This is a genomic window from Barnesiella sp. An22, from assembly GCF_002159975.1.
Lineage (GTDB): Bacteria > Bacteroidota > Bacteroidia > Bacteroidales > Barnesiellaceae > Barnesiella > Barnesiella merdigallinarum.
In genome coordinates this window covers 1-21,738 of sequence record NZ_NFJR01000022.1, presented here as the reverse complement: position 1 = coordinate 21,738, position 21,738 = coordinate 1, and the positions used below count along the sequence as shown (strand labels likewise).

The 21,738-nt window shown below is 56.5% G+C and carries 13 protein-coding genes; 8 read left to right on the top strand and 5 right to left on the bottom strand.

Annotated features, from left to right (window positions below):
- The first annotated feature begins 1,060 nt into the window (after positions 1–1,060).
- The 8 genes from B5F38_RS13460 to B5F38_RS13425 all read left to right on the top strand — a co-directional run bounded on the left by B5F38_RS13460 (position 1,061) and on the right by B5F38_RS13425 (position 13,752).
- On the top strand, positions 1,061–2,230 hold the full coding sequence (locus tag B5F38_RS13460; protein ID WP_087409648.1) for a DUF1343 domain-containing protein: 1,170 nt from the start codon (positions 1,061–1,063) through the stop codon (positions 2,228–2,230).
- Positions 2,231–2,258: 28 nt separating this feature from the next.
- The gene (locus tag B5F38_RS13455; protein ID WP_087409647.1) at positions 2,259–3,713 is read left to right on the top strand and encodes a sodium:solute symporter; all 1,455 of its coding nucleotides are present in this window, start codon (positions 2,259–2,261) and stop codon (positions 3,711–3,713) included.
- A gap of 4 nt (positions 3,714–3,717) precedes the next feature.
- Positions 3,718–6,204: a glycoside hydrolase family 9 protein gene (locus B5F38_RS13450; protein WP_087409646.1), complete on the top strand. Its 2,487-nt coding sequence runs from the start codon at positions 3,718–3,720 to the stop codon at positions 6,202–6,204.
- 98 nt (positions 6,205–6,302) lie between these two features.
- Positions 6,303–6,650: a hypothetical protein gene (locus tag B5F38_RS14535; protein WP_241147870.1), complete on the top strand. Its 348-nt coding sequence runs from the start codon at positions 6,303–6,305 to the stop codon at positions 6,648–6,650.
- A gap of 80 nt (positions 6,651–6,730) precedes the next feature.
- Positions 6,731–9,037, top strand: coding sequence for a TonB-dependent receptor (locus B5F38_RS13440; RefSeq protein WP_087409645.1), 2,307 nt, complete (start codon positions 6,731–6,733; stop codon positions 9,035–9,037).
- 271 nt (positions 9,038–9,308) lie between these two features.
- Positions 9,309–10,571, top strand: a complete 1,263-nt coding sequence (locus B5F38_RS13435) for a DUF3575 domain-containing protein (RefSeq protein ID WP_087409644.1) — start codon at positions 9,309–9,311, stop codon at positions 10,569–10,571.
- 15 nt (positions 10,572–10,586) lie between these two features.
- Positions 10,587–11,690, top strand: a complete 1,104-nt coding sequence (locus B5F38_RS13430) for a DUF6562 domain-containing protein (protein ID WP_143240990.1) — start codon at positions 10,587–10,589, stop codon at positions 11,688–11,690.
- Between the two features lie 55 nt (positions 11,691–11,745).
- Positions 11,746–13,752, top strand: coding sequence for a DUF6562 domain-containing protein (locus tag B5F38_RS13425; RefSeq protein ID WP_143240989.1), 2,007 nt, complete (start codon positions 11,746–11,748; stop codon positions 13,750–13,752).
- 98 nt (positions 13,753–13,850) lie between these two features.
- Here the strand turns inward: B5F38_RS13425 and B5F38_RS13420 are convergent, their stop codons facing one another.
- From B5F38_RS13420 to B5F38_RS13400, 5 genes are all read right to left on the bottom strand, one after another.
- Entirely contained in the window at positions 13,851–14,837 is a 987-nt protein-coding gene (locus B5F38_RS13420) for a DUF362 domain-containing protein (protein WP_087409641.1), read from the bottom strand.
- A gap of 19 nt (positions 14,838–14,856) precedes the next feature.
- Positions 14,857–16,689 (bottom strand): TonB-dependent receptor, encoded by a 1,833-nt coding sequence (locus tag B5F38_RS13415; RefSeq protein WP_241147871.1) that lies wholly within the window; start codon positions 16,687–16,689, stop codon positions 14,857–14,859.
- Positions 16,690–16,937: 248 nt separating this feature from the next.
- Complete coding sequence (locus tag B5F38_RS13410; RefSeq protein WP_087409639.1) at positions 16,938–18,086, bottom strand: aldo/keto reductase; 1,149 nt, start codon at positions 18,084–18,086, stop codon at positions 16,938–16,940.
- Between the two features lie 8 nt (positions 18,087–18,094).
- Entirely contained in the window at positions 18,095–19,477 is a 1,383-nt protein-coding gene (locus B5F38_RS13405; protein WP_087409638.1) for an aldo/keto reductase, read from the bottom strand.
- 24 nt (positions 19,478–19,501) lie between these two features.
- Complete coding sequence (locus B5F38_RS13400) at positions 19,502–21,007, bottom strand: 4Fe-4S binding protein (RefSeq protein ID WP_087409637.1); 1,506 nt, start codon at positions 21,005–21,007, stop codon at positions 19,502–19,504.
- Positions 21,008–21,738: the final 731 nt, after the last annotated feature.

Below are 21,738 nucleotides of genomic sequence, written 5' to 3'. Positions count from 1 at the left end.
AAGCCCCGTCACGCCGATGGTACTGCGCAAGTGGGAGAGTAGGTAGCCGCCACCTTAAAAGATGAGCCGGAAGGAAGTCAGAAGAAGACAACCTTCCGGCTCTTTTTTTTATGTCCTCCCCAATCCCCCGGAGGGCATGCCGAGTCATCCCGCACCCCCGATGCGCCCACTCGGTCATCCCGCGCTCCGACGCGGGATCCAGAGAATACCGGCAAGTTTACTCGTAAGATTCTTTTTCCTGGACCCAGCATCGCTGTGCGGGGTGACACGGTTCTCGACGCGGCATCCAGGATATACCCGCTGTTTATACCCAAAGAAAACAGCCGGCAGTACCGTCCGGGCCAGTAGGGACGCACGGCCCGTGCATCCAGAATCTCCCTTTTCTTTTCCCGCAAAAGAAAAGGGAAAGCCAAAAGAAAGCTCCCGGCTGATGTCCGAAAGCTGAAAAATGGCTGCGAGGTCCGGGGAAAAAGAACTCGCCGAGCTCGCTCCACACCGTTATTCCACAGGCTTTACTGCTCCGGGCCCTTCGACTGATTCGCCTCGGCTCAAACATCTTTTTCCCATGTTCGTCCCTCTCCGCCATTTTTCTTTCCGCTTTCTCCCATAGGCCGGACTGGGCTACGCGTTTTAGTCATCGCCCCCGACACGGTCATCTGGTCATCCCGCACTCCGATGCGGGATCCAGGGAATACCGGCAAGTTTACTCGTAAGATTCTCTTTCCTGGACCCCGCATCGAGTGCGGGGTGACACAAAAGAAGCGCCGCCGCTGTTATCGGGCCGAGTTGGTCGCAGGCTGCGCCATCGTCGGGGGCTGCGGAACTCGCCACAGGCTCAGACACTCCTCGTCCTCTATCCATCTCTGGCTTGCCCGTTCCCTGCCCGATAAAGGCGGAGTTTTGCGACTCTTCTATCTTTCTTCATGTGGGGCATGGCAATTGTACTTTCTGTATAGTTGATAAAATCTATTAAATATATTTATCGCGGTTGTCTTACTCTGAAAATATGTTTACATTTACAAATAAATTGTGAATTATTTATTTTGAGCATATAGATACCATGAGAAAGAGATTTCTGTTTCTGTTGTTATTTTGTTTTGCACTGATGGTATGCCGGGCCAAGGATAGCCGCGTAGTGGTGGGGGCCGAGCGTACGGGCGAGTATTATCCGGCGTTGAAGGGGCAGCGGGTAGCTGTCTTTTCGAACCACACGGGGATGGTGGGCGACCGCCATCTGGTGGATATGTTGGTGGCCGACGGTGTGAATGTGGTGACGATATTTTCGCCGGAGCATGGTTTCCGCGGCGATGCCGATGCGGGTGAACATGTGGCGGGATCGGTCGATCCCAAGACGGGAATAAAAATCAGTTCGCTGTACGATGGCAAGTCGGGCCGACCGTCGGACGAGTCGATGCACTCGTTTGATGTGCTGCTGGTCGATATTCAGGATGTGGGGCTTCGCTTCTATACTTATTATATTTCGATGGTGAAGTTGATGGATGCTTGTGCCGAGTTTGGCCGCCCGGTAATTGTGCTCGACCGGCCCAATCCGAACGGGCACTATATCGATGGACCTATCCTCGACATGAAGTACAAGTCGGGGGTGGGGTGGTTGCCTATCCCTGTGGTGCATGGCCTGACGCTGGGCGAGTTGGCTCGCATGGTGAACGGTGAGCATTGGCTGCCCGAGGACCGGGTGTGCGACCTCACGGTGGTTCCTTGCCTGAACTACACGCACCAGACGCACTATGTGCTGCCGGTGCCTCCGTCGCCCAATCTGCCGAATATGCGTGCCGTCTATCTCTATCCCTCGACCTGCTATTTCGAGGCTACGCCGGTGAGTCTGGGGCGTGGTACCGACTGGCCTTTCCAGGTGTATGGTCACCCCAACATGAAGGGGTATGACTTTTCGTTTACGCCGCGCAGCGTACCGGGTGCCAAGAATCCGCCGCAACTGAACAAGAAGTGCTATGGCGTGGACCTGACGGGGCTTACCGACGAGGAGATTTGGGCCAAGGGGCTGAATCTCGAGTATGTGATCGATGCCTATCGCAACCTCAATCTGGGCGACCACTTCTTCCGCTCCTTCTTCGAGAAGCTAATCGGTGTGGATTATGTGCGCCGAATGATCGAGGAGGGCAAGTCGGCCGACAAAATCAAGGCCATGTGGCACGACGATGTGGAGAAGTTCAGGGAGCAACGCCGTCCTTATCTGTTGTATGAAGAGTAATAACCGTAAACTTAAATAGCTGAAACACATGACACCCGTAGTTGTCTTAATCACCATTTTCGCTTATTTTATCGTCTTGTTCGGCATTTCGTATGTGGTAGGTCACCGGGCCGACAATCAAGGTTTTTTCGTGGGCAATCGCAAGTCGCCCTGGTATGTGGTGGCCTTTGCCATGATTGGTTCCATGATTTCGGGGGTGACCTTCATCTCGGTGCCCGGTATGGTGGCCGCCAGCGGATTCTCGTATTTGCAGATGGTGCTGGGGTTCATCGTGGGGCAGTTGCTCATCGCCTACGTGCTGGTGCCGCTGTTCTACCGCATGAATCTGGTTTCGATTTATGAGTATCTCGAGAACCGGTTTGGCCTCTCGTCGTATCGCACGGGGGCCTGGTTTTTCTTTATTTCGAAGATGTTGGGCGCTGCCGTGCGCCTCTTTCTGGTGTGTGTGGTGTTGCAGATGCTGGTCTTCGAGCCGCTACATCTGCCCTTTATCCTGAATGTGATTTTCACCGTAGGGCTGGTGTGGCTCTACACCTTCAGGGGCGGAGTGAAGTCGCTCATCTGGACCGATACGCTCAAGACGGTGTGTCTCATCGTTTCGGTGATACTCTGCATCTACTATATCGCCAGCGACCTGCACCTCGACCTGGGTGGAATGTGGCAGACGATACGCGGGTCGGAGATGTCGCAGATGTTCTTCTTCGACGATGTGAACGACAAACGCTATTTCTTCAAGCAGTTCCTGGCCGGTGTCTTTACGATGATTGCCATGAACGGACTCGACCAGGATATGATGCAGCGCAACCTGAGTTGCAAAAACTCCAAGGATTCGCAGAAAAACATGATTACGAGCGGCATTGCGCAGTTCTTTGTGAATGCCCTCTTCCTGATGCTGGGCGTGCTGCTCTATGTCTATGCCGCTACCGAGGGGATAGCCGTTCCGCAGAAGAGCGACGAACTCTTCCCGCTGATTGCCACGCAAGGCTACTTCCCGTTGATTGTGGGTATTCTGTTTGTCGTGGGTCTCATTTCGTCGGCCTATTCGGCTGCGGGGTCGGCCCTGACGGCGCTTACCACCTCGTTTACGGTCGATATTCTGGGCGTGAAGGGGAAGAGCGAAGAGCAGGTGGTGCACTTGCGTAAACGGGTACATATCGGCATGGCCGTGGTGATGGGTGTGGTTATCTTCATCTTCAACCTGTTGAACAACACGAGTGTCATCGACGCCGTCTATACGTTGGCCAGCTATACCTACGGGCCCATTCTGGGACTCTTTGCCTTCGGTATCTTTGTGAAGGCACAGGTGCGCGACCGTTATATCCCGCTGGTGGCCATCGCCTCGCCGGTGCTCTGCTTCATTCTCGACCGCAATTCGCAGGCCTGGTTCGGCGGTTATTCGTTCAGCTACGAACTGTTGATTATGAATGCCCTGTTTACCTTCATCGGGCTGTTGCTGTTGATTAAGAAACCAGTAAAAGCATAAAGACATGAAAAAGATTGTCGGGGCTCTCGTGGCGGGAGCGCTCTCTCTCGGTACGGCCGTCTGGGGCGGCGAGTGGATACGGGTGAACCAGTTGGGCTATCTGCCCGCTTCGCCCAAGGTGGCCGTCTATATGAGCGACGAGGCCATCGACCTCGAGTCGTATGCGCTGGTCGACGATTGTACCGGTCAGGAGGTGATGCGTTTCGACACCCCTCGGGCTGCGGGCCTGTGGGGCCGGATGCAACGCATGTATCGGCTCGACTTCACCGCCTGCAATCGGCCCGGTACCTATCGGCTGAGGGCCGGCGATGCCCTCTCGCCTCGCTTTGTTATCGGCAATCGGGTGTACGACGGCACGGCCGACTTCATCCTGCGCTACATGCGTCAGCAACGCTGCGGCTTCAATCCCTTCGAGCGCGACAGCTGTCACACCCACGACGGCTATATCGTCTATCACCCCACCCGCAGTGGCCAACACATCGACGTGCGGGGCGGCTGGCACGATGCGAGCGACCAGTTGCAGTACGTGACCACCTCGGCCAACGCCACCTATCAGATGATGTTTGCCTACCTGAAGAACCCCGGAGCGTATGGCGATGCCTACGATGCCAACGGCCTGCCCGGGACCAACGGTATCCCCGACATCGTCGACGAAATCAAATGGGGGCTCGACTGGCTCAACCGCATGAATCCGTCGAAAGGCGAGATGTATAACCAGATAGCCGACGACCGAGACCACAAAGGGTTCAAACTGCCTTCGCAGGACGAGATAGATTACGGTTGGGGCAAGGGGCTGGGACGTCCCGTCTACTACTGTTCGGGCGAGCCCCAGGTGCGGGGCGAGTTTACCAACGCCACCACCGGCGTGGCCAGTACGGCCGGCAAGTATGCCTCGTGTTTTGCGCTGGGGGCCCGGGTGCTGGCCGACTTCTATCCCGCGATGGCCGATACGCTGCTGGCCAAGGCCCGCGACGCCTATCGTCACGGTGTGGAGCATCCTGGTGTGTGCCAAACGGCATCGGTGGTTTCGCCCTATATTTACGAAGAGTGTAATTGGACCGACGATATGGAGCTGGCTGCTGCTCAACTCTACCTCTCGACCGGCGAGCCGCAGTTTCTGAACGAGGCGGTCGAGTATGGCCGATTCGAACCGGTAACCCCCTGGATGGGGGCCGACAGTGCCCGCCACTATCAGTGGTATCCCTTTATCAACCTGGGCCATTATCACCTGGCCGGGGTGGACGACAGCCGCGTGAGCCGCGAGTTTACCCGCAACCTGCGCAGCGGCCTGGAGCGGGTGCGAGAGCGGGCCGAGGGGAATCCTTTCCTCAACGGGGTGCCGGCCATCTGGTGCTCCAACAACCTGACGGTGGCCGTGGCTACCCAGTGCCGGCTCTATCGTGAGTTGACGGGCGACGACCGTTATCGCGAGATGGAGGCAGCTCTCATCGACTGGCTCTTTGGCTGTAACCCCTGGGGCACGAGCATGATTACCGAGTTGCCCTTGTGGGGCGACTATCCCATAGACCCTCACACGCCGCTCATAGCGTTGGGGGCAGGTACGACCGTGGGCGGACTGGTCGACGGGCCGGTCTATGCTTCGATATTCAACAACCTGCGAGGGGTTCGTCTCTCGCGCGAAGACCCTTACGCCCTGTTCCAGTTGGCCGGGATTGTCTATCACGACGACATGCAGGACTATTCGACCAACGAGCCCACGATGGACGGCACGGCCAGCCTCAGCTATCTGCTCTCGTCGTTGCAGCAGGAGGGAGCCGAGGCCGCAGGGCCCGACCGCAACGAGTATGCCTGTGGCGGCATTGTGCGCACCGACCGTTCGAAGCGGCAGATTTCGCTCGTCTTCACGGCGGCCGACAAGAACGACGGCGCCCGGCGTATCCTCGAGACCTTGCAGCAGTGCGGCGTGAAAGGCTCGTTCTTCTTCACGGGCGAGTTTTACGAACGATTTCCCCAAACCATCGAGCAACTCATGAAGGCCGGCCACTACGTGGGGGCACACAGCGACGGGCATCTGCTCTACTGTGCCTGGGAGCGCCGCGACTCTACGCTGGTAGACCGGCAGCAGTTCGAGAGCGACATGCAGGCCATCTACGGCCGCATGAGCCGGGCCGGTATCGACCCGTCACAGACGCGCATTTTCGTGCCGCCCTACGAATACTACAACGAGACCATCGCCGCCTGGGCGCGGGGCATGGGGCTGCGCATCGTTAACTTCACCCCCGGAACCTGGACCAATGCCGACTATACCACCCCCGACATGACCAATTACCGCAGCAGTCGGGCCATCTACAACCGGGTGATGGAGGTCGAGAAGCGCGAGGGGCTCAACGGCCATATCCTGCTCTTCCACCTGGGGACCGACGAGCGTCGCACCGACAAGTTCTACGACCGTTATCTCGAGCGGCTCATCCGCACCTTGCAGAAGAGGGGTTACACCTTTGTCGCCTTGCCCGAAGCCGTGGGGGAGTGAGATACCTGATTGTAGGTAAATATGGACCTCTTTCTGCCTGTCGTATTGGATTGTAAGATAAAAAGCCCTACCTTTGCGTCTTTAATAATCGAAAGATTATGAACAGGCTGCTCCGTTCCATAGCGAAATACTTTCTACCTGTATTGTTCATTTCATATATAGGTTGCATTTCGCTGTTTACCCACACGCACGTGGTAAACGGGGTGACCATCGTGCACTCGCACCCCTACAATCCCAAGGCCCATCACGGCCACACCACTACCGAGTTTCAACTCATACACGCTTTGTCGCATCTCACTACGGCCGAGCCGTCGGTGGGGGTGCTGCTTTCGGCTGTGCTGTTTGCCTTTTCGTGCCGGTTGCTCTATCCGGCTACCCGCTTCGTACGCACACTCAGGCAGTGGGGGGCTCACGGGTTGCGTGCTCCGCCCGTTTCGATTCTGTAAAATAAGAGGAAACAGAAGGTTTACTCCTGCTCTTGGCGAGTGGGGGATGGATGAGTCTTAACTATTCAGAATCGAAAAAAATGAAGAAATACATTATTTTATGCGTGATATGCCTGTGGCATATCGGCGTGAGTCGTGCCGAAACGGCAACTCAGAAAACATTGGATATAAACATTGTGGGCCATGTGCTCGACAAGCATACGCGGGAACACCTGCCCTACATCACGATTTCGTTGAAGGGGACCACCGTGGGGACGATGACCGACGGTTCGGGTCACTACTTTCTGAAGAATTTGCCCGAGGGCGATTTCGTGCTCGAGGCCTCGTCGGTAGGTTATGAGACGGGCCGGCGGAAGGTGTCGCTGAAAAAGGGTGTGACGCTGGAGATCGATTTCGAAATCGAGCCGAGTGACGTGGCACTCGACGGCGTGGTGGTTTCGGCCAACCGCAGCGAGACTACGCGGCAACTGGCCCCTACGCTGGTCAATGTGCTGAACATAAAGACCTTCGAGAATACCAACTCCGGCACGTTGGCCCAAGGGCTCAACTTTCAGCCGGGTGTGCGGGTCGAGAACGATTGCCAGAACTGCGGCTTCCAGCAGGTGCGCATCAACGGGCTCGACGGTCCCTACACACAGATACTCATGGACTCGCGTCCCATCTTCAGTGCCCTGTCGGGCGTGTATGGTCTGGAGCAGATTCCGGCCAACATGATCGAGCGGGTCGAGGTGATGCGGGGCGGCGGTTCGGCTCTCTTTGGGTCGTCGGCCATTGCGGGTACCATCAACATCATTACCCGAGAGCCGTTGCGCAACAGCGGTTCACTGGCACACACGATTACCTCGATAGGAGGTAGCGGCAAGTTCGAGAACAACACGTCGCTCAACGCCTCACTCGTGACCGACGACAACAAGGCGGGGCTCTATGTCTTCGGGCAAAACCGGCAGCGTGCCGGTTACGACCACGACGGCGACAGCTTCACCGAGTTGCCCGAGCTGAAGGGGCAGACGCTGGGATTCCGCTCTTACCTGAAGACCAGCAACTACTCCAAGCTTACGCTGGAGTATCACCACATCAACGAGTATCGCCGGGGTGGTAACCTGTTGAACCGTCCGCCCCACGAGGCCGATATTGCCGAGCAGTTGAACCACTCGATCAACGGGGGAGGACTCAGCTACAGCCTCTTTACTCCCAACGAGAAACACCGTATCAATCTCTACGCTTCGGCCCAGCATATCGACCGCGACAGCTATTACGGCACGAAGCAGAACCTCGATGCCTATGGCGAGACCAACGACCTGACGGTGGTGGCCGGTGGACAGTATATCTACAGTTTCGACCGCTGTCTCTTCATGCCGGCCGACCTGACTGCCGGTATCGAGTATAACTACGACAAGCTGCGCGACGAGATGAAGGGCTACAACCGCACCACCCGTCAGGAGGTGCATATCGAGAGTGCCTTCCTGCAGAACGAGTGGAAGAACGACCGCTGGAGTTTCCTCGTGGGCGGACGGCTCGACAAGCACAACCTTATCGATCACGTTATCTTCAGTCCCCGGGCCAATGTGCGTTTCAACCCCACGCCCAACGTCAACCTGCGGGCCAGCTATTCGTCGGGTTTCCGGGCTCCGCAAACCTACGACGAGGACCTGCACGTGGCTGCCGTAGGGGGCGAGGGGACTATCATCCAGCAGGCGGCCAACCTGAAGGAGGAGAAGTCGCACAGCGTGAGCCTCTCGGCCGACATGTACCGCCGCTTCGGAGCCTTCCAGTGCAACCTGTTGCTCGAGGGGTTCTACACCCGGCTCAACCATGTGTTTGTGCTCGAGGAGATTGGGTTCGACCAGACCCACAACGCTAAGGTGAAGGAGCGCCGCAACGGCAAGGGGGCCGAGGTGGCCGGTGTGACCGTCGAGGGCAAGGTGGCCTATCTCTCGCTCGTGCAGCTGCAGGCCGGTGTCACCTGGCAGCGGAGCCACTATACCCAGCCCGAGCAGTGGAGCGACGACAAGTCGGTGCCTGCCGAGCGTCGTATCTTCCGCACCCCCGACTGGTATGGCTACTTCACCGCCACCTACACCCCGGTGAAGCCGTTGAACATTGCCCTCTCGGGAACCTACACGGGTTCCATGCTGGTACAGCACATGAAGGGCTACATAGCCAAAGATGTGGCGGTGACTACCCCCGACTTCTTCGACATGACGGCCAAGGTGTCGTATGACTTCTCGCTCTACAAGGCCATCACGTTGCAGGTCAACGCCGGTGTGCAGAATATCTTCAACGCCTATCAGCGCGATTTCGACCAGGGTAAGGAGCGCGACTCGGGCTACATCTACGGTCCTTCGATGCCCCGCAGTTATTTTGCCGGTATGAAGCTGATGTTCTGAGGTGATTATCAGTTAGATTCATAGTTCTTATTCAAAGGGCTGTGTCCAAATTTTTCGGTTTGGGCACAGCCTTTTTTAGGATTGAAAGGCAGGGATTGTAATAGAACCAAAAAGGATGGATAGATTTTCTTGGTTTATTTTGCATATTTAATAATATTATACTACTTTTGTAATCTACATATTTAAATATGTCCAAAAACTAAAATATTCCGACAGCGGTTATACCATAAGAACATGGAAAAGGGGGATATGCAACGATAACTAATCAATTATGAAAAGGGGGGTGCTGTTATCCATATTGGGCGCATTGACGATAGGACTGCTTCATGCGCAAGAGGCTCGGGAGACCGCTTTCCCCCGAGCTACCTATCCCGATTATGTTGTATTCTTGCCTCAGAGCGAGATTGACTCGGTCTATTATTCCCACAATACATCGATTATCCCGGTTGTCTTTCGGGTCAACAAATACGACCTGGTGCCCAATCGCCAGCTCGACAGCATCGTGCAGGTGCTGCACCGGATACAGGTCGACCCGGCCGTGCGTATTGCCTGCGTATGGATAGGCGGTAGTGCGTCGCCCGAGGGACCCAAGGCCTGGAACTACCGGTTGGGCGAATACCGTTCGCAGGCATTGGCCCGCTATCTGGCCGAGGAGGCAGGGTTCCCGCGCGACCAGATGGAGGTGGTGAATCTGTGGGAAGACTGGTATTCGTTTGAGGTTGCCCTCGAGAACGGGGCACAGATACCCCACAAGGAGGAGGTGATGAAAATCTTGCGTACCGAGCCCGACAACGAGCGGCGCAAGCGGAAAATCATGGCTCTCGACAAGGGGTATACGTGGCATCGGATCATTCGCGATGTCTTCCCGCCCTTCCGCAATGCCCGCATGGCCATTGTCTGTTACGAACAGCCTCGCGACCTGCCGGCCGAGCCCCAGCTGTTGCCGCTCTGCGACGGCATACCGGCTCCCCGGCCCGTACAGCCGGCGGCGGTAAATCCCGTATCGGTGGCCGAGCCCCGCAAGTGGCACCTGGCCGTGAAGACCAACCTGCTCTTTCTGGCAGCCGCCACGGCCAACGCCGGGGTAGAGGTGGAGTTGTGGCCGCACGGCACACTCGATATACCGGTATGGTACTCGCCCTACGACATTACCCCCACGCGCAAATTGCGTTTACTGGCTACCCAGCCCGAGCTGCGCTGGTGGCCGGGCCAGGTGATGCAGGGCCATTTCATCGGGTTGCATACCCATGTGGTCGGGTTCAATGTCGCCGTCAACGACAAGGGTCGCTACCAAGACCCCAACCATGCGTTGTGGGGCATGGGTCTCAGTTATGGATATGCCCTCTCGTGGGGCAAGCAGAAGCAGTGGGGTGTCGAGTTCAATATCGGTGTCGGGTTTGCCGAGTATGACTACGATGTATATCAGAATCGGAAGGACGGGCAACTGTTCCGTTCGGGTTCCGATTTTTACTGGGGAGTAACCCGGGCCGGAATCAGTTTGTCGTACAAGTGGGCTTTCCCCCGCAAGAAATAGGAGGGTAAGAGTTCTATGAAAAGGAATCTGTCTTATATAGCAATACTTATATGTCTCTTGTCGCTGGGGGTTACAGCCTGCGATGAGACCATACACGAGTATCCCCGCACAAACGAGGTATTGGTGATGGTTGAGTTGAATGCCGATCGCATGCCTCCCTTCTATTATAAAAGTATGATTTACGACGAAGAGGGAAACAGCACCGTGCAGGAGCTTCCGCATGTGTCGGCAATGCCCTACGTCCCCGACGAACGTCTGTGTGTCCGCTTTATAGTCGAACTCTACAAGCTGCCGTCGGCCGGAGCCTCGGTCGATAAGGGTATCCTGGTCGATCGGCGGGAATTTTCGGTCGACCGGTTGGCTCAGCCTCCGCAAGATACGCTGGCTTTCCAGTTGCCTCAGGGCTACTACCGGGTATTGTCGTGGGCCGATTATGCCCCCGAAGTCCGGGTGAGTGAATGGCATTTCGATACCCAGCAGTTGAATACCGTGAGAGAGAATATAGACCACACGCCAATGGTCAATCACCATAAGAATGCGGCAGCGGGTAGTTGCGACTTCTCGGTAACCGTAGGGCGATATGGCGAAGAGATTTCGGTCTCTACGCCGGGCAGTACGGCGACGGCAACCCCCTCGGGAGAGCCGCTGGTGCCGGTCTACATGAAGCGTCCTTCGGCCCGGTTCCATCTGTGGGCGACCGACTGGAACGAGTTTTCGAAAAAACGCAGTCGGGCTTCGGTCAACAACCTGTTGGTGCGAGTCGTATATAAACAATATGTAGGGGTAGGATACAATGTCGAGAGTGGTATGTTGAATGCCTTTATAGAGTCGCGTACGATGGAGATGATGCCGCCCGACGAACCCAGCGGCGGTGAAGTGCTGCTGGCCTATGACTATGTGTTGGCCAACGACGGTCGCGAAGATCATGTGCTTGTCGATATATTTATCTATAACACGGATGGCGAGGAGATAAACCACTATCAGAATGTAGATATACCGCTCTACCGCAACCACGAGACGGTGTTGCGGGGACCGTTCCTGACCAAGAAGATAGGTAGCGGCAATATAGGTATCGACGACGATTTCGACGATGAGTTTGTGGTGGTCATACCCGATTGATTTGATTGGAATAGAAAAGACAGTTTAGTTATATTATAATTTTAATAGTTCTGTTATGAGAAAGTATCATTATTTAATGGGAATGGTGTTGCTGGGACTGGCAACCAGCTGTTCCGAAGTGATGGATGAGCCGGGATTGAACCCCAACGGCGATGAGATAACGCTTCGCTTTGAGGCTCCCGAAGCTTTACAGATTACGCGTGCCGTACCGGGGACTAACAGTGGTCAAGGGGGATTGGTGAATGTAGACTGGAGTCAGTATGACTTGCGTTATCAGGTAGCCGTTTACTCCGAAGACGGTTCTACGCTGCTTGTCGAGCCGCAGACCCAGACCGTCGACAATTACGGACCGGTTATCTTCAACTTCAGACTGACGCCCAACAATACCTACAAGTTTGTAGCCTGGGCCGACTTTGTGCGCCAGGGCGAGACGGCCGACTTGCACTACAATACGGCCGATTTTACCCGCATTGCCATACAGGATAGTGTGGATGCCCAGTTGAATGACGAGAGCCGTGATGCCTACTTCCTGGCCAAGAATGTGGCCGTGTCGCAGACCTTCGGTGAGACGATGACGCTGAAACGTCCGTTTGCCAAGCTGCGGGTAGTGACTACCGACTGGGCTTTGAGTGGTGCCAAGATGCCCGACAACTTCAAGGTTTCGTATCACGATTGCACTCGGTTTGTCGAGCTGAATGCCGTGACGGGCGAGGCTTCGGGCGGTGCCGATGCCGACGCGTCGGTGGTCTATACCGCCACCTTGCCGCAGGATGCCTCGGGCGATAAGTTCTACGAAGGGGGCTACGACGCCACGGCCAACAACCGTACGCTGTTTGTCGACTACCTGATTGCCAATGATGTGCAACAGGCCATTCACTTCAGTGTAGATTGGTTGCAGGGTACGGAGTCGATTCTTACCAAAGACTTTACCACCAACATACCCATACAGCGCAACTACCTGACGACGATTCTGGGTAACCTGCTCACTGTGGGCGGAAGCATGACTATCGATATCGAGGAGGGCTTTGTAAACGAGTGGATCGACGGTGAGGAGTGGTGGAGTGCCTCGGGCATTACCCCGGTAGAACCGGCTTATGAAGAGACTCGTAATGGCGGTCAGGCCGTGAGAACCTATCACATCTATACGCGTGAAGAGTTTGCCTGGCTGCCCGACCATATCACGGAGATGGTTACCGAGACCTATACCGATGCCGACGGCAAGGAAAAGATAATATCTACCGTTATCTACATCGAGAACGATATAGACATGAGCGGTGTGGACTGGAAACCCATCTATACCACCGGAGAGAACACCTATACCGTCGACGGTCAGGGCCACGTGCTGCGCAACTTCTCCATGAACGGACAGTTTGGCGCCGTGTATGAATACAAGTTGGGCCCCTTTGTGCTTTTTACCTATCATGCCTACACCGGCGTATGGGGTAAATTCGAGGGTGTGATGAAGAACCTGACCTTCGAAAACATCACCATCAACGGTTTGGCCAACAGTGAGGTCGATGTCGATACCGACGGTAACCCCGTAGACCACAGCAAAGAGTATGCCTACTTTGCCGGTTGTATCGGATACACCGGAGCCAATTACAGTACGGTGGTAAATATCGAGAACGTACAGGCTCGTCACGTGCGCATCAAGGCCTCCGACGGTTTGCAGACCCAGAATGTAGGCGGTCTTATCGGTTGGATTGGTGTAGGAGGCGGCAATACCTGGTTGAAGAATTGCTCGGTCGACGATGTGACGATAACCGGTTATCAGGCTGGTGGTTTGGTAGGTCAAGTGGTTGGTGGTCGCGGTGTGGCATTTACCAATTGCAGTGCCGAGAATGTGATTATGCGCATGCGTGGTTTCGCAAGGTCGGGCATCTCGGGCTTCATCGGTCAGTTCAACGACGGTGCCGGCTCTAAAATCGAGCATTGTACCTACCCGACGAATGTGCAGTATATCGACGATGCTACCGGTCTCGTAGACGAAAGCTACGAACCTGCCAGTCCTTACTATGGCTATTGCGGCTACGGCAAGACTACGCCCACGATTGTCGAGTAACCGCAACAGGGCCTCAGTGCAGGCCCGATGATACAAGAAATCCCGGCTCATTCGTGAGTCGGGATTTTCTGTTTATATCGATGTGCAGCAGTGGCCCGTCAGTCGAGGGTGATCAGTTCGTAGCTCTGGGTGCCCAGTCCTATCTGCTCGCCATACTCGAGGGTGTGCATGCCGTGGCGCGAGTCGATGCGCTCGATCAGGTGCACCTTGCCGGGGTCGCTCGAGGCACGCACCAGGTCGGTGCAGGCTTTGTCGAGGGCCACGGGGTCGAGCGAGGCCAGTATGCCGATGTCGCCCATCCGGGGCGCTTCGGGCGAAGCGTCGCAGTCGCAGTCGACCGAGAGGTTGTTGGCTACGCTGATGTAGAGAATTTTGTCGCCGCAGTGGTCGGCTACCGATTTGGCCGCTTCGGCCATCGACTCCAGAAAATCGTCCTGGGCAGGCAGGTTGCTCCAAGGGTTACTTTTGGTCTTCCCGGCCGAGTGTATCCAGGCCTTTCCGCCCGACGAGGCGATACCTATCGACATGTTTTTGATGGCTCCGCCGAATCCGCCCATGGCATGCCCCTTGAAGTGCGAGAGGATGATGGTGAAGTCGTATTGCGGGTAGTGAGCCCCCACATAGTTCTCCTTCAGGTGTTTGCCTCCCTGCACGGGCAGTGCAACCTCACCCTCGGCATCCATGATGTCGACCGGAGCGATAGCTGTGAAGCCGTGGTCGGCAGCTGCCTTCAGGTGGCTTTCGGTGTCGGCCCGTCCGCCGCCATAGGCGGTATTACACTCGACAATGGTACCGTTTACCTTTTGCACAAGCGGTTGAATGAGAGAAGGTTGCAGGAAGTTGTGCCCGCCCGGTTCGCCGGTCGAGAGTTTTACGGCCACTTTGCCGGTAGCTTCGCGGCCCAGGGCTTCGTAGATTTTGACCAGATTCTCCGAAGAGATCTCTTTGAACATGTACACGCGAGCAACCTGTTGCTCTCCCTGGGAGGGCTGTTGCTCCTGATTCTGAGCCTGTGTGCTGCAACTGATGCCGGCCATGACCGGGAGAAATGCCCACAAGGCCATCGAGATGAATTTGGATTGCATAGGCTGTATTGTTTAGGGTTTAGAAGTTCAGATTCACACCGGCCATGACCGTAGCCCGTGGCATGGGGTAGCCGGCATTGATTTCGTAGCGCTGGGCCAGCAGGTTCTCGCCCCGGGCCCACACGTCGAGCCAGCGGTTCACGCGGAACGAGGCGTTGAGGTTCCACAAGACGAACTCCTCGGTCTGAGGGTTGTCGCCTACCGTCGTGTAGAGGTTGTCGATGTATTGCACGCCGGTCGATACGGTCCACCGCTTGTGGGTGTATTGGGCTCCAGCGTAAAGTTTGTGTTCGGGAGCACCCACGACGGGATTCTCCATGTGCAGGTAGCTGTAATTGGCCTCGACCGACCAGTGCGGGTCGATGCGGTAGGCTATCTCGCCCTCCACGCCACAGTTCTCAATCTTGCCGGTGTTCTGGTTCAGCATGCCAGTGCCGTTGGGGTTGGGCAGGGTGACGATGAGGTTTTTGCCGTCGATGTAGAAGAGGTTGATGCCGTAGGTGAGGCTATTGTCGAGCAGGTGTTGGGCCCAGGCCAGTTCGTAACTCCACATCGACTCGGGCTTCAGGTCGGGGTTTTGGGGTGGGAACATGTACATCTCGCGCAGAATGGGATAGCGGAATCCCTTCGAGGCCGAGGCCTTCAGCTCGATGGTGCGGGGCAGGTGGAACGAGAGTCCGGCTTGCGGTATCCACTCGGTTCCTACTCGCGAATGGTGGTCTACGCGCACACCGGCATCGAGGGTGAGCCAGCTGCCCAGGTCCTGGCGGAAGTCGACGTAACCGGCCAATTCGTCTTCGTGCTTGTCGACCAGGTCGCTCGTCGTGCCCGCCTTCTCGCCGCTCACAAACTTGTTCCAGGCATGGCCGCCGTAGCGGAACCAGTCGAAGCCCACGGTGATGCGGTTGCCCGGGAAGAACTGCGTGCTCTGGTAGAGCGACAGGCCCATCATGTTGTCGAACGAGAGGAATCGGCTCTCTTGCGGGGTCTCTCCTTTCGAGGGTGTATAACCGTCGTTAATCCAGTGGTTGCCCCAGTTGTAGAAGAAGCTGGCGGCACCCGAGGTTTTCTCGTATTTGTTTTCCACGGCAAAAGAGGTCATGCCGCGGGTGATGCTCTGGTCGCCGTCGAGTAGCGGGGCGCTCACCGGGCCCGGATAGGAGGCGTTGAAGTGGGTCACGTTTACGTCGCCGCGCAGGTTCCAGTTGTCGGTAACCCGATAACCCAGTTTGGCATAGCCGCCATACTGTTCGAAACCCATATCGGAGCGGTGGCCGTCGGTGCGGTTGTACGAGCCGCTGATGAGGCTCGTGAACCGACCCTTTCGGATGCGGTTGGTCACTTCGCTCTGCAGGGTGTTGAACGAGCCGTATCCCAGGTTGACGTTGGTCTTTACCCCCTCTTCGTGCAACTGGCGGGTGACGATGTTGATTACCCCGCCCATGGCGTTCGAACCGTAGAGCACCGAGGCCGGGCCGCGCAGCACCTCCACGCGCTCGGCCAGGAACGACTGGTAGGCGTCGGAGATGGGGTGCCCGAAGATACCGGCATATTGCGGGTGTCCGTCGATAAGTACCATCATACGGCCCGAGCCGCCGCTCAAGCCACGCAGGGCTATGCCGCCGGCAGCACCGTTGGATACGCCGTAGCCCATGATACCCCGTGAGGTGATGAAGAGCCCGGGCACCTGCTGTGTGAGTATGGGCAGTACCGAGGGTTGCATGCTCTGCTCGATTTCCTGACGGTCGATGACCGAGACGGTGAGGGGCAGATGCCGTACGTCGGTCTCGTTGCGGGTACCGGTCACCACCACTTCGCCGATGTGAATCGGGTCGGAGGGTTTTCCGGCCATGGCCAGGTAGGAGTTAGACAGCGAGTCGGTTTGTGCCGAAGCGATTCCGGCAAAGCATAGAAACAGGGGTAAAAGTTTTGTCCTCATTCGTTTATACAAATCTTCTTGATTGTTTTACAAATTGTTTATTCGGGTGAGATGAGCCCGGCGATACCTGGCGCGTTTTCACAGCGCGGCACCAGAGGGTACCTTGCAGGGACTCTCTTCTTTCTCTTTCATGTTCGTTTTTTTGTCTTTGCGAGACTGTGTCAGTAGCCAAATCGTTGAGCGGCCCGTTGCATCGACTCGACAATCTGCACGCCAAAGGGGCAGCGCGTTTCGCAAGCGCCGCAGGCAATGCACTCCGAGGCATGGTGCTCGAGCGCCTTGTAGTGTTCCCGTACGGTTTCGGGAATCTCACCTTGTGCAACAGTCAAGTTGTAGAATTTGTTCACGGCGGCAATGTCTATTTTCGACGTGCAGGGGGCACAGTGGCCGCAATACATGCAGTGTCCGCGCCACGAGAACCGGTCGAGATGGGTCATCACCGCGGTGTAGTCGCGCTCTTCGGGCGATGCCTGGCACCAGGCAATGGCGGCAGCCATCTCGTCCTGAGTCTTGCATCCCAGCATGACGGCAGCCACGGCGGGGCGGGTAAGGGCGTAGTCGATGGCCTGTACGGGGGTGAAGGCACAACCGAAGGGCGAGTTTTCCTGGTCGAGCAGGTCGCCGCCGCCGAAGACCTTCATCACGTCGATAGCTACCCCTTCGCGTTCGCACAAGGCATAGAGCTGCTCACGGGCCGGGTCGATGTTGTGCAGGGCCCCGGCGTAGCTCTGCTGATCGAAGAGTACATCTACATCTTCGTTGGGCGGGAGCAGGTCGTAGCAGGGGTTTATCGAGAAGAGCAGCACGTCGATGAGGCCCGTCTTTACCGCCATGCTGGCCACGAGCGGGTTGTGGCTGCTCATGCCTATGTGGCGTATCTTGCCCTCGGCCTTCAGCCGTTGGGCAATCTCGATAATCTCGTGGTCGAAGACCGTGTGAAAATCCTTCTCGGCATCGACGTAGTGAATCATGCCCACATCGACATGGTCGGTGCGCAGCTGCTTGAGCAGGGAGTCGAACGACTCGATGGTCTTCTTCGGGTCGCGGGTGCGCAGGTACTGGTCGTTCTCCCAGGTGGTGCACAAGTGTCCCTGTATGACGAAGCGGTCGCGGCGGCCCTCCAGTGCCTGCCCGATGTGGTCGCGCAGGTCGGGGTTCGACGAGTAGATGTCGACAAAGTTGATGCCCCGGTCGATGGCAAAGTCGAAGTCGGCCTTCACCTCTTGAGCGCTTTTGTTGATAAAGCCCTCACAGCCGAGGGCTATGGCACTTACCCGTATGCCGGTACGTCCTAATGTGCGGTATTCCATAAGCGAGTTTAAAATTCTTTACCTTGTTTCAGTTCCTCGACAAAGCGGTCGATTCGGTGCAGTTCCTTGGGTATGTTGATGCTTTGCGGACAATGAGATACGCACTGCCCACATCCGATGCAGTGGTTGGCCTGGCGCAACTTGGGTACGCTGCGGTCGTAACCGATGAGGAAAGCGCGGCGCGCTTTGCGGTAATTTTCGTCTTGCGACGAGGCCGGCACGTTGCCCTCGTTGATGCACTTGTTGTAGTGGAGCAGAATAGCCGGTATGTCGAGCCCGTAGGGGCAGGGCATGCAATACTTGCAGTCGTTGCAGGGGATGGTGGGGTAGCGCAGCATCAGTTGTGCCGTCTCTTCGAGGAATTCCAGATCGGCCTCGGTGAGGGTGTCGAGAGGCGAATAGGTGCGCAGGTTGTCCTGCAAGTGTTCCATGTAGGTCATGCCGCTGAGCACGGTGAGCACATCGGCGTGAGAGCCGGCAAAACGGAATGCCCACGAGGCCACGCTCGACTCGGGAGCCTGTTGCTTGAGGGTGGCGGCAATGTGGTCGGGTACGTTGGACAGGCGGCCGCCCAACAGGGGCTCCATGATGATGGCGGGGATGTGTCGTTTTTCCAGCTCGGCATAGAGATATTCGGCATTGACGTTATTGCCCGAGGCGTGGCGCCAGTCGACGTAGTTGAGCTGTATCTGCACGAAGTCCCAGTGCACGGTCTCGTGCATGGCCAGCACCTCGTCGAAGACAGCCTGGGTACCGTGGAACGAGAATCCCAGGTTGCGGATGCGGCCGGCCTTGCGCTCCTCGACGAGGTAGTCGAGCATGCCGTTCTCGATGTAACGGGCCCGGAAGGTCTCGATGCCGCCGTTGCCGATGGAGTGGAGCAGGTAGTAGTCGATGGTATCGACCTGCAGATTCTCGAACGACTTGCGATACATGGTGATGGAGTTCTCGCGGGTGTAGTTGGAGAAGTTCGACAACTTGGTGGCCACGAAATATTTGTCGCGCGGGTAACGCTTGAGGGCGATACCGGTCGCCTTTTCCGACCCGCCCTGCATGTAGACGGGGGAGGTGTCGAAGTAGTTCACGCCGTGGGCGATGGCATAGTCGACCAGTTCGTTGACTGCCTCCTGGTCGATGGTGCTGCTGGTGCCGTCGGGCGAAGGGATGCTGGGCAACCGCATCATGCCGTAGCCGAGCAGCGATACCCGGTCTTGTGTCTTGGGGTTGGTGCGGTAGGTCATCTGGTCGGTGGGGACTTCGGTGGTGGCCGTGTGGGCTGCCTCCTGCCGGTTTTTACAGCCGGGCAGTACGGCGGCCGAAGCGAGGGCCGTGCCGCCTACCACTTTCAGAAAGTTGCGGCGATTTATGTTTTTGTTCGATTTGTTTTCCATTGTCTCCTCGTTTTTTTTGAAGGGTTAGATGATGCGGTGTTGTTTGTGGCCTTCGACATAGATGGCGCTGAAGGGGCGGGCCGGGCAGAGGTTCTCGCAGGTACCGCAGCCGATGCAACGCTCGGTGTTGACGACCGGAATCTTGGGCGAGTCGGCCACGGCGGGGTCCGAGGCCACCATCTGGATGGCCCCCACGGGGCAGTGGCGGGCGCAGTTGCCGCAGCTCACGCCGTCGGTCAGGGGTATGCAGTTGGCTTTCACCCAAACGGCATGCCCTATCTGTATACTCGACTTCTCGGCTACGGTGATGGGGCGGATGGCGCCGGTGGGGCACACCTCGGAGCAGCGGGTGCACTCGGGGCGGCAATAGCCGCGCTCATACGACATCTCGGGCTGCATGAAGGTTATCAGGTTGCCCGAGGGGCGCAGTACCTGGTTGGGGCAATTGGTGATGCACAGTTGGCAAGCGGTGCAATGCTGGGCCAGATGCGAGGCGCTGAGCGAGCCCGGCGGGGTGATGGGGGTAGCCCGTTTGGGTATCTTTTTCTCTTCGATAGCAGCCAGACCGCCATCGACCTTCATCTCCTGTGCTTTCAGCAGGGCACTTCCGGCCAGTACGCCGGTGAGGGTCAGGAACTCCCGGCGGGAGTTGTTCCCCTTTGCCTCGGGAGCGGGAGCTTTCGCTTCGGCCGTCTTTTTGTTTTTCGGCAGTCGGGTGCGGGGCACGTAGTGAATGGCGTGTTGGGTGCAACGATTGAGACAATCCATGCACACTACGCAGCGGCTGTAGTCGATAGCATGATTTTTGGCATCGATGCACGAGGCTTTGCAGTTGCGGGCACACGACTGGCAACCGTTGCATTTGGTCGTGTCGATGGCGGGGCGGAAGAACGAGAACCGCGACAGCAACCCCAGCGTGGTGCCCACCGGGCAGATGGTGTTGCAGTAGGTGCGTCCGTTGCGCCAGGCCAGTACGACGATGACTACCAGGGTGACCGCGGCTACGATGAGCGAGGGGAGGCTCTTGAGCCAGACCTCGGTCGAGTAGAAGGCATAGCTGTCCATGCGCTCGGCCACGAGGGCAAGCAGGTTGTTGCCCCACCGGTATATCGGGGCAAAGAGGTTGGTGGCTATGCGGCCGTAGGCGCTGTATGGAGCGATGAGGGCGGCCCAGGCGGTGAATCCCGCTACTATGGCGGCGATAAAGATAATCAGCACGCCGTAGCGCAGCCACGAAAGGGCCGGCGAATAGCGGAACCGATGTTTCTTGCGCTTGCCGGCCAGCCACGAAACGATGTCCTGGAATACACCCAGGGGGCAGATGACCGAGCAGTAGATGCGCCCGAAGAGCAGGGTAAGCACCACCAGCAGAAGGATGACGCCCACATTCAACGCCAGCACGGCCGGGAGAAACTGTATCCGGGCCAGCCACCCGAACCACAGGTGCAGCGTGCCCGTGACGTCGAGAAACAGCAAAGTGATGAGGGCGAAGCAGATAGTTGCAGCGACTATTCTGATTTTTCGTAACATAGAAGTTTGTTTTACTATTAAATACTGTGTGTCGTGATGACGATTTCTTGTCTGGAAATCACCTACGAAAATACGCAAAGATTTTCTATTTCGAGGAGCATCGGTCCGGGAAAAACACACTTTTTTGCCTGAATTTTTCTCGTGCCGGGCCGGCGTAAAACCTTTCGGTCGAGCCTTCTATGCCGTGCTGTCTCTCTTTATCTTGCGTATCGTGCCCCCCTGAGGGGGTCGATGGCAAAGGTAGTGCGGGTATGGCGCATGCGAAATAGACAAATTACAGATAGTTGTACCCGTTTTACAGATTGTACCTCGACCGGGTGGTTCGGCGGGTGTTCCCGGGTAGATTGTAGCCACGGAAAAAGCGTGTATGTATATGAGAGAAAGATATATAGAAGAAAAATATTTCTGTTTTTTTTGAGGAAATCGCTACAGATACCGAATCTTTTTGTACCTTTGCGCCCCGAATGGAGTATATTGCTCCATGTATCTGATGAGACCAAACATAGCCAATCGCATTTATAATTTTCGTAGTGGAGTATTGACAAAACTCGATTCGTTTCACCAATGGGGAATGGCCAATTCCGATTGATCAATAGCTACGGTCAATACATTCTTTTTTAGTTAGGGACAGTCGTTTAATTCCGTCATTATGAGTCAATCGGCAGACTGTCCCGGTAATTTTTCCGATCGAACTCATCTTTTTATATTTTCGGCTCCGTTTCGGAGCCCCT

Bases quoted from the DNA above. Each gene is read 5' to 3' on its own strand.
- B5F38_RS13460 (WP_087409648.1), top strand. From the start codon at position 1,061: ATGAGAAAGAGATTTCTGTTTCTGTTGTTATTTTGTTTTGCACTGATG.
- B5F38_RS13455 (WP_087409647.1), top strand. From the start codon at position 2,259: ATGACACCCGTAGTTGTCTTAATCACCATTTTCGCTTATTTTATCGTC.
- B5F38_RS13450 (WP_087409646.1), top strand. From the start codon at position 3,718: ATGAAAAAGATTGTCGGGGCTCTCGTGGCGGGAGCGCTCTCTCTCGGT.
- B5F38_RS14535 (WP_241147870.1), top strand. From the start codon at position 6,303: ATGAACAGGCTGCTCCGTTCCATAGCGAAATACTTTCTACCTGTATTG.
- B5F38_RS13440 (WP_087409645.1), top strand. From the start codon at position 6,731: ATGAAGAAATACATTATTTTATGCGTGATATGCCTGTGGCATATCGGC.
- B5F38_RS13435 (WP_087409644.1), top strand. From the start codon at position 9,309: ATGAAAAGGGGGGTGCTGTTATCCATATTGGGCGCATTGACGATAGGA.
- B5F38_RS13430 (WP_143240990.1), top strand. From the start codon at position 10,587: ATGAAAAGGAATCTGTCTTATATAGCAATACTTATATGTCTCTTGTCG.
- B5F38_RS13425 (WP_143240989.1), top strand. From the start codon at position 11,746: ATGAGAAAGTATCATTATTTAATGGGAATGGTGTTGCTGGGACTGGCA.
- B5F38_RS13420 (WP_087409641.1), bottom strand. From the start codon at position 14,837: ATGCAATCCAAATTCATCTCGATGGCCTTGTGGGCATTTCTCCCGGTC.
- B5F38_RS13415 (WP_241147871.1), bottom strand. From the start codon at position 16,689: ATGGCCGGAAAACCCTCCGACCCGATTCACATCGGCGAAGTGGTGGTG.
- B5F38_RS13410 (WP_087409639.1), bottom strand. From the start codon at position 18,086: ATGGAATACCGCACATTAGGACGTACCGGCATACGGGTAAGTGCCATA.
- B5F38_RS13405 (WP_087409638.1), bottom strand. From the start codon at position 19,477: ATGGAAAACAAATCGAACAAAAACATAAATCGCCGCAACTTTCTGAAA.
- B5F38_RS13400 (WP_087409637.1), bottom strand. From the start codon at position 21,007: ATGTTACGAAAAATCAGAATAGTCGCTGCAACTATCTGCTTCGCCCTC.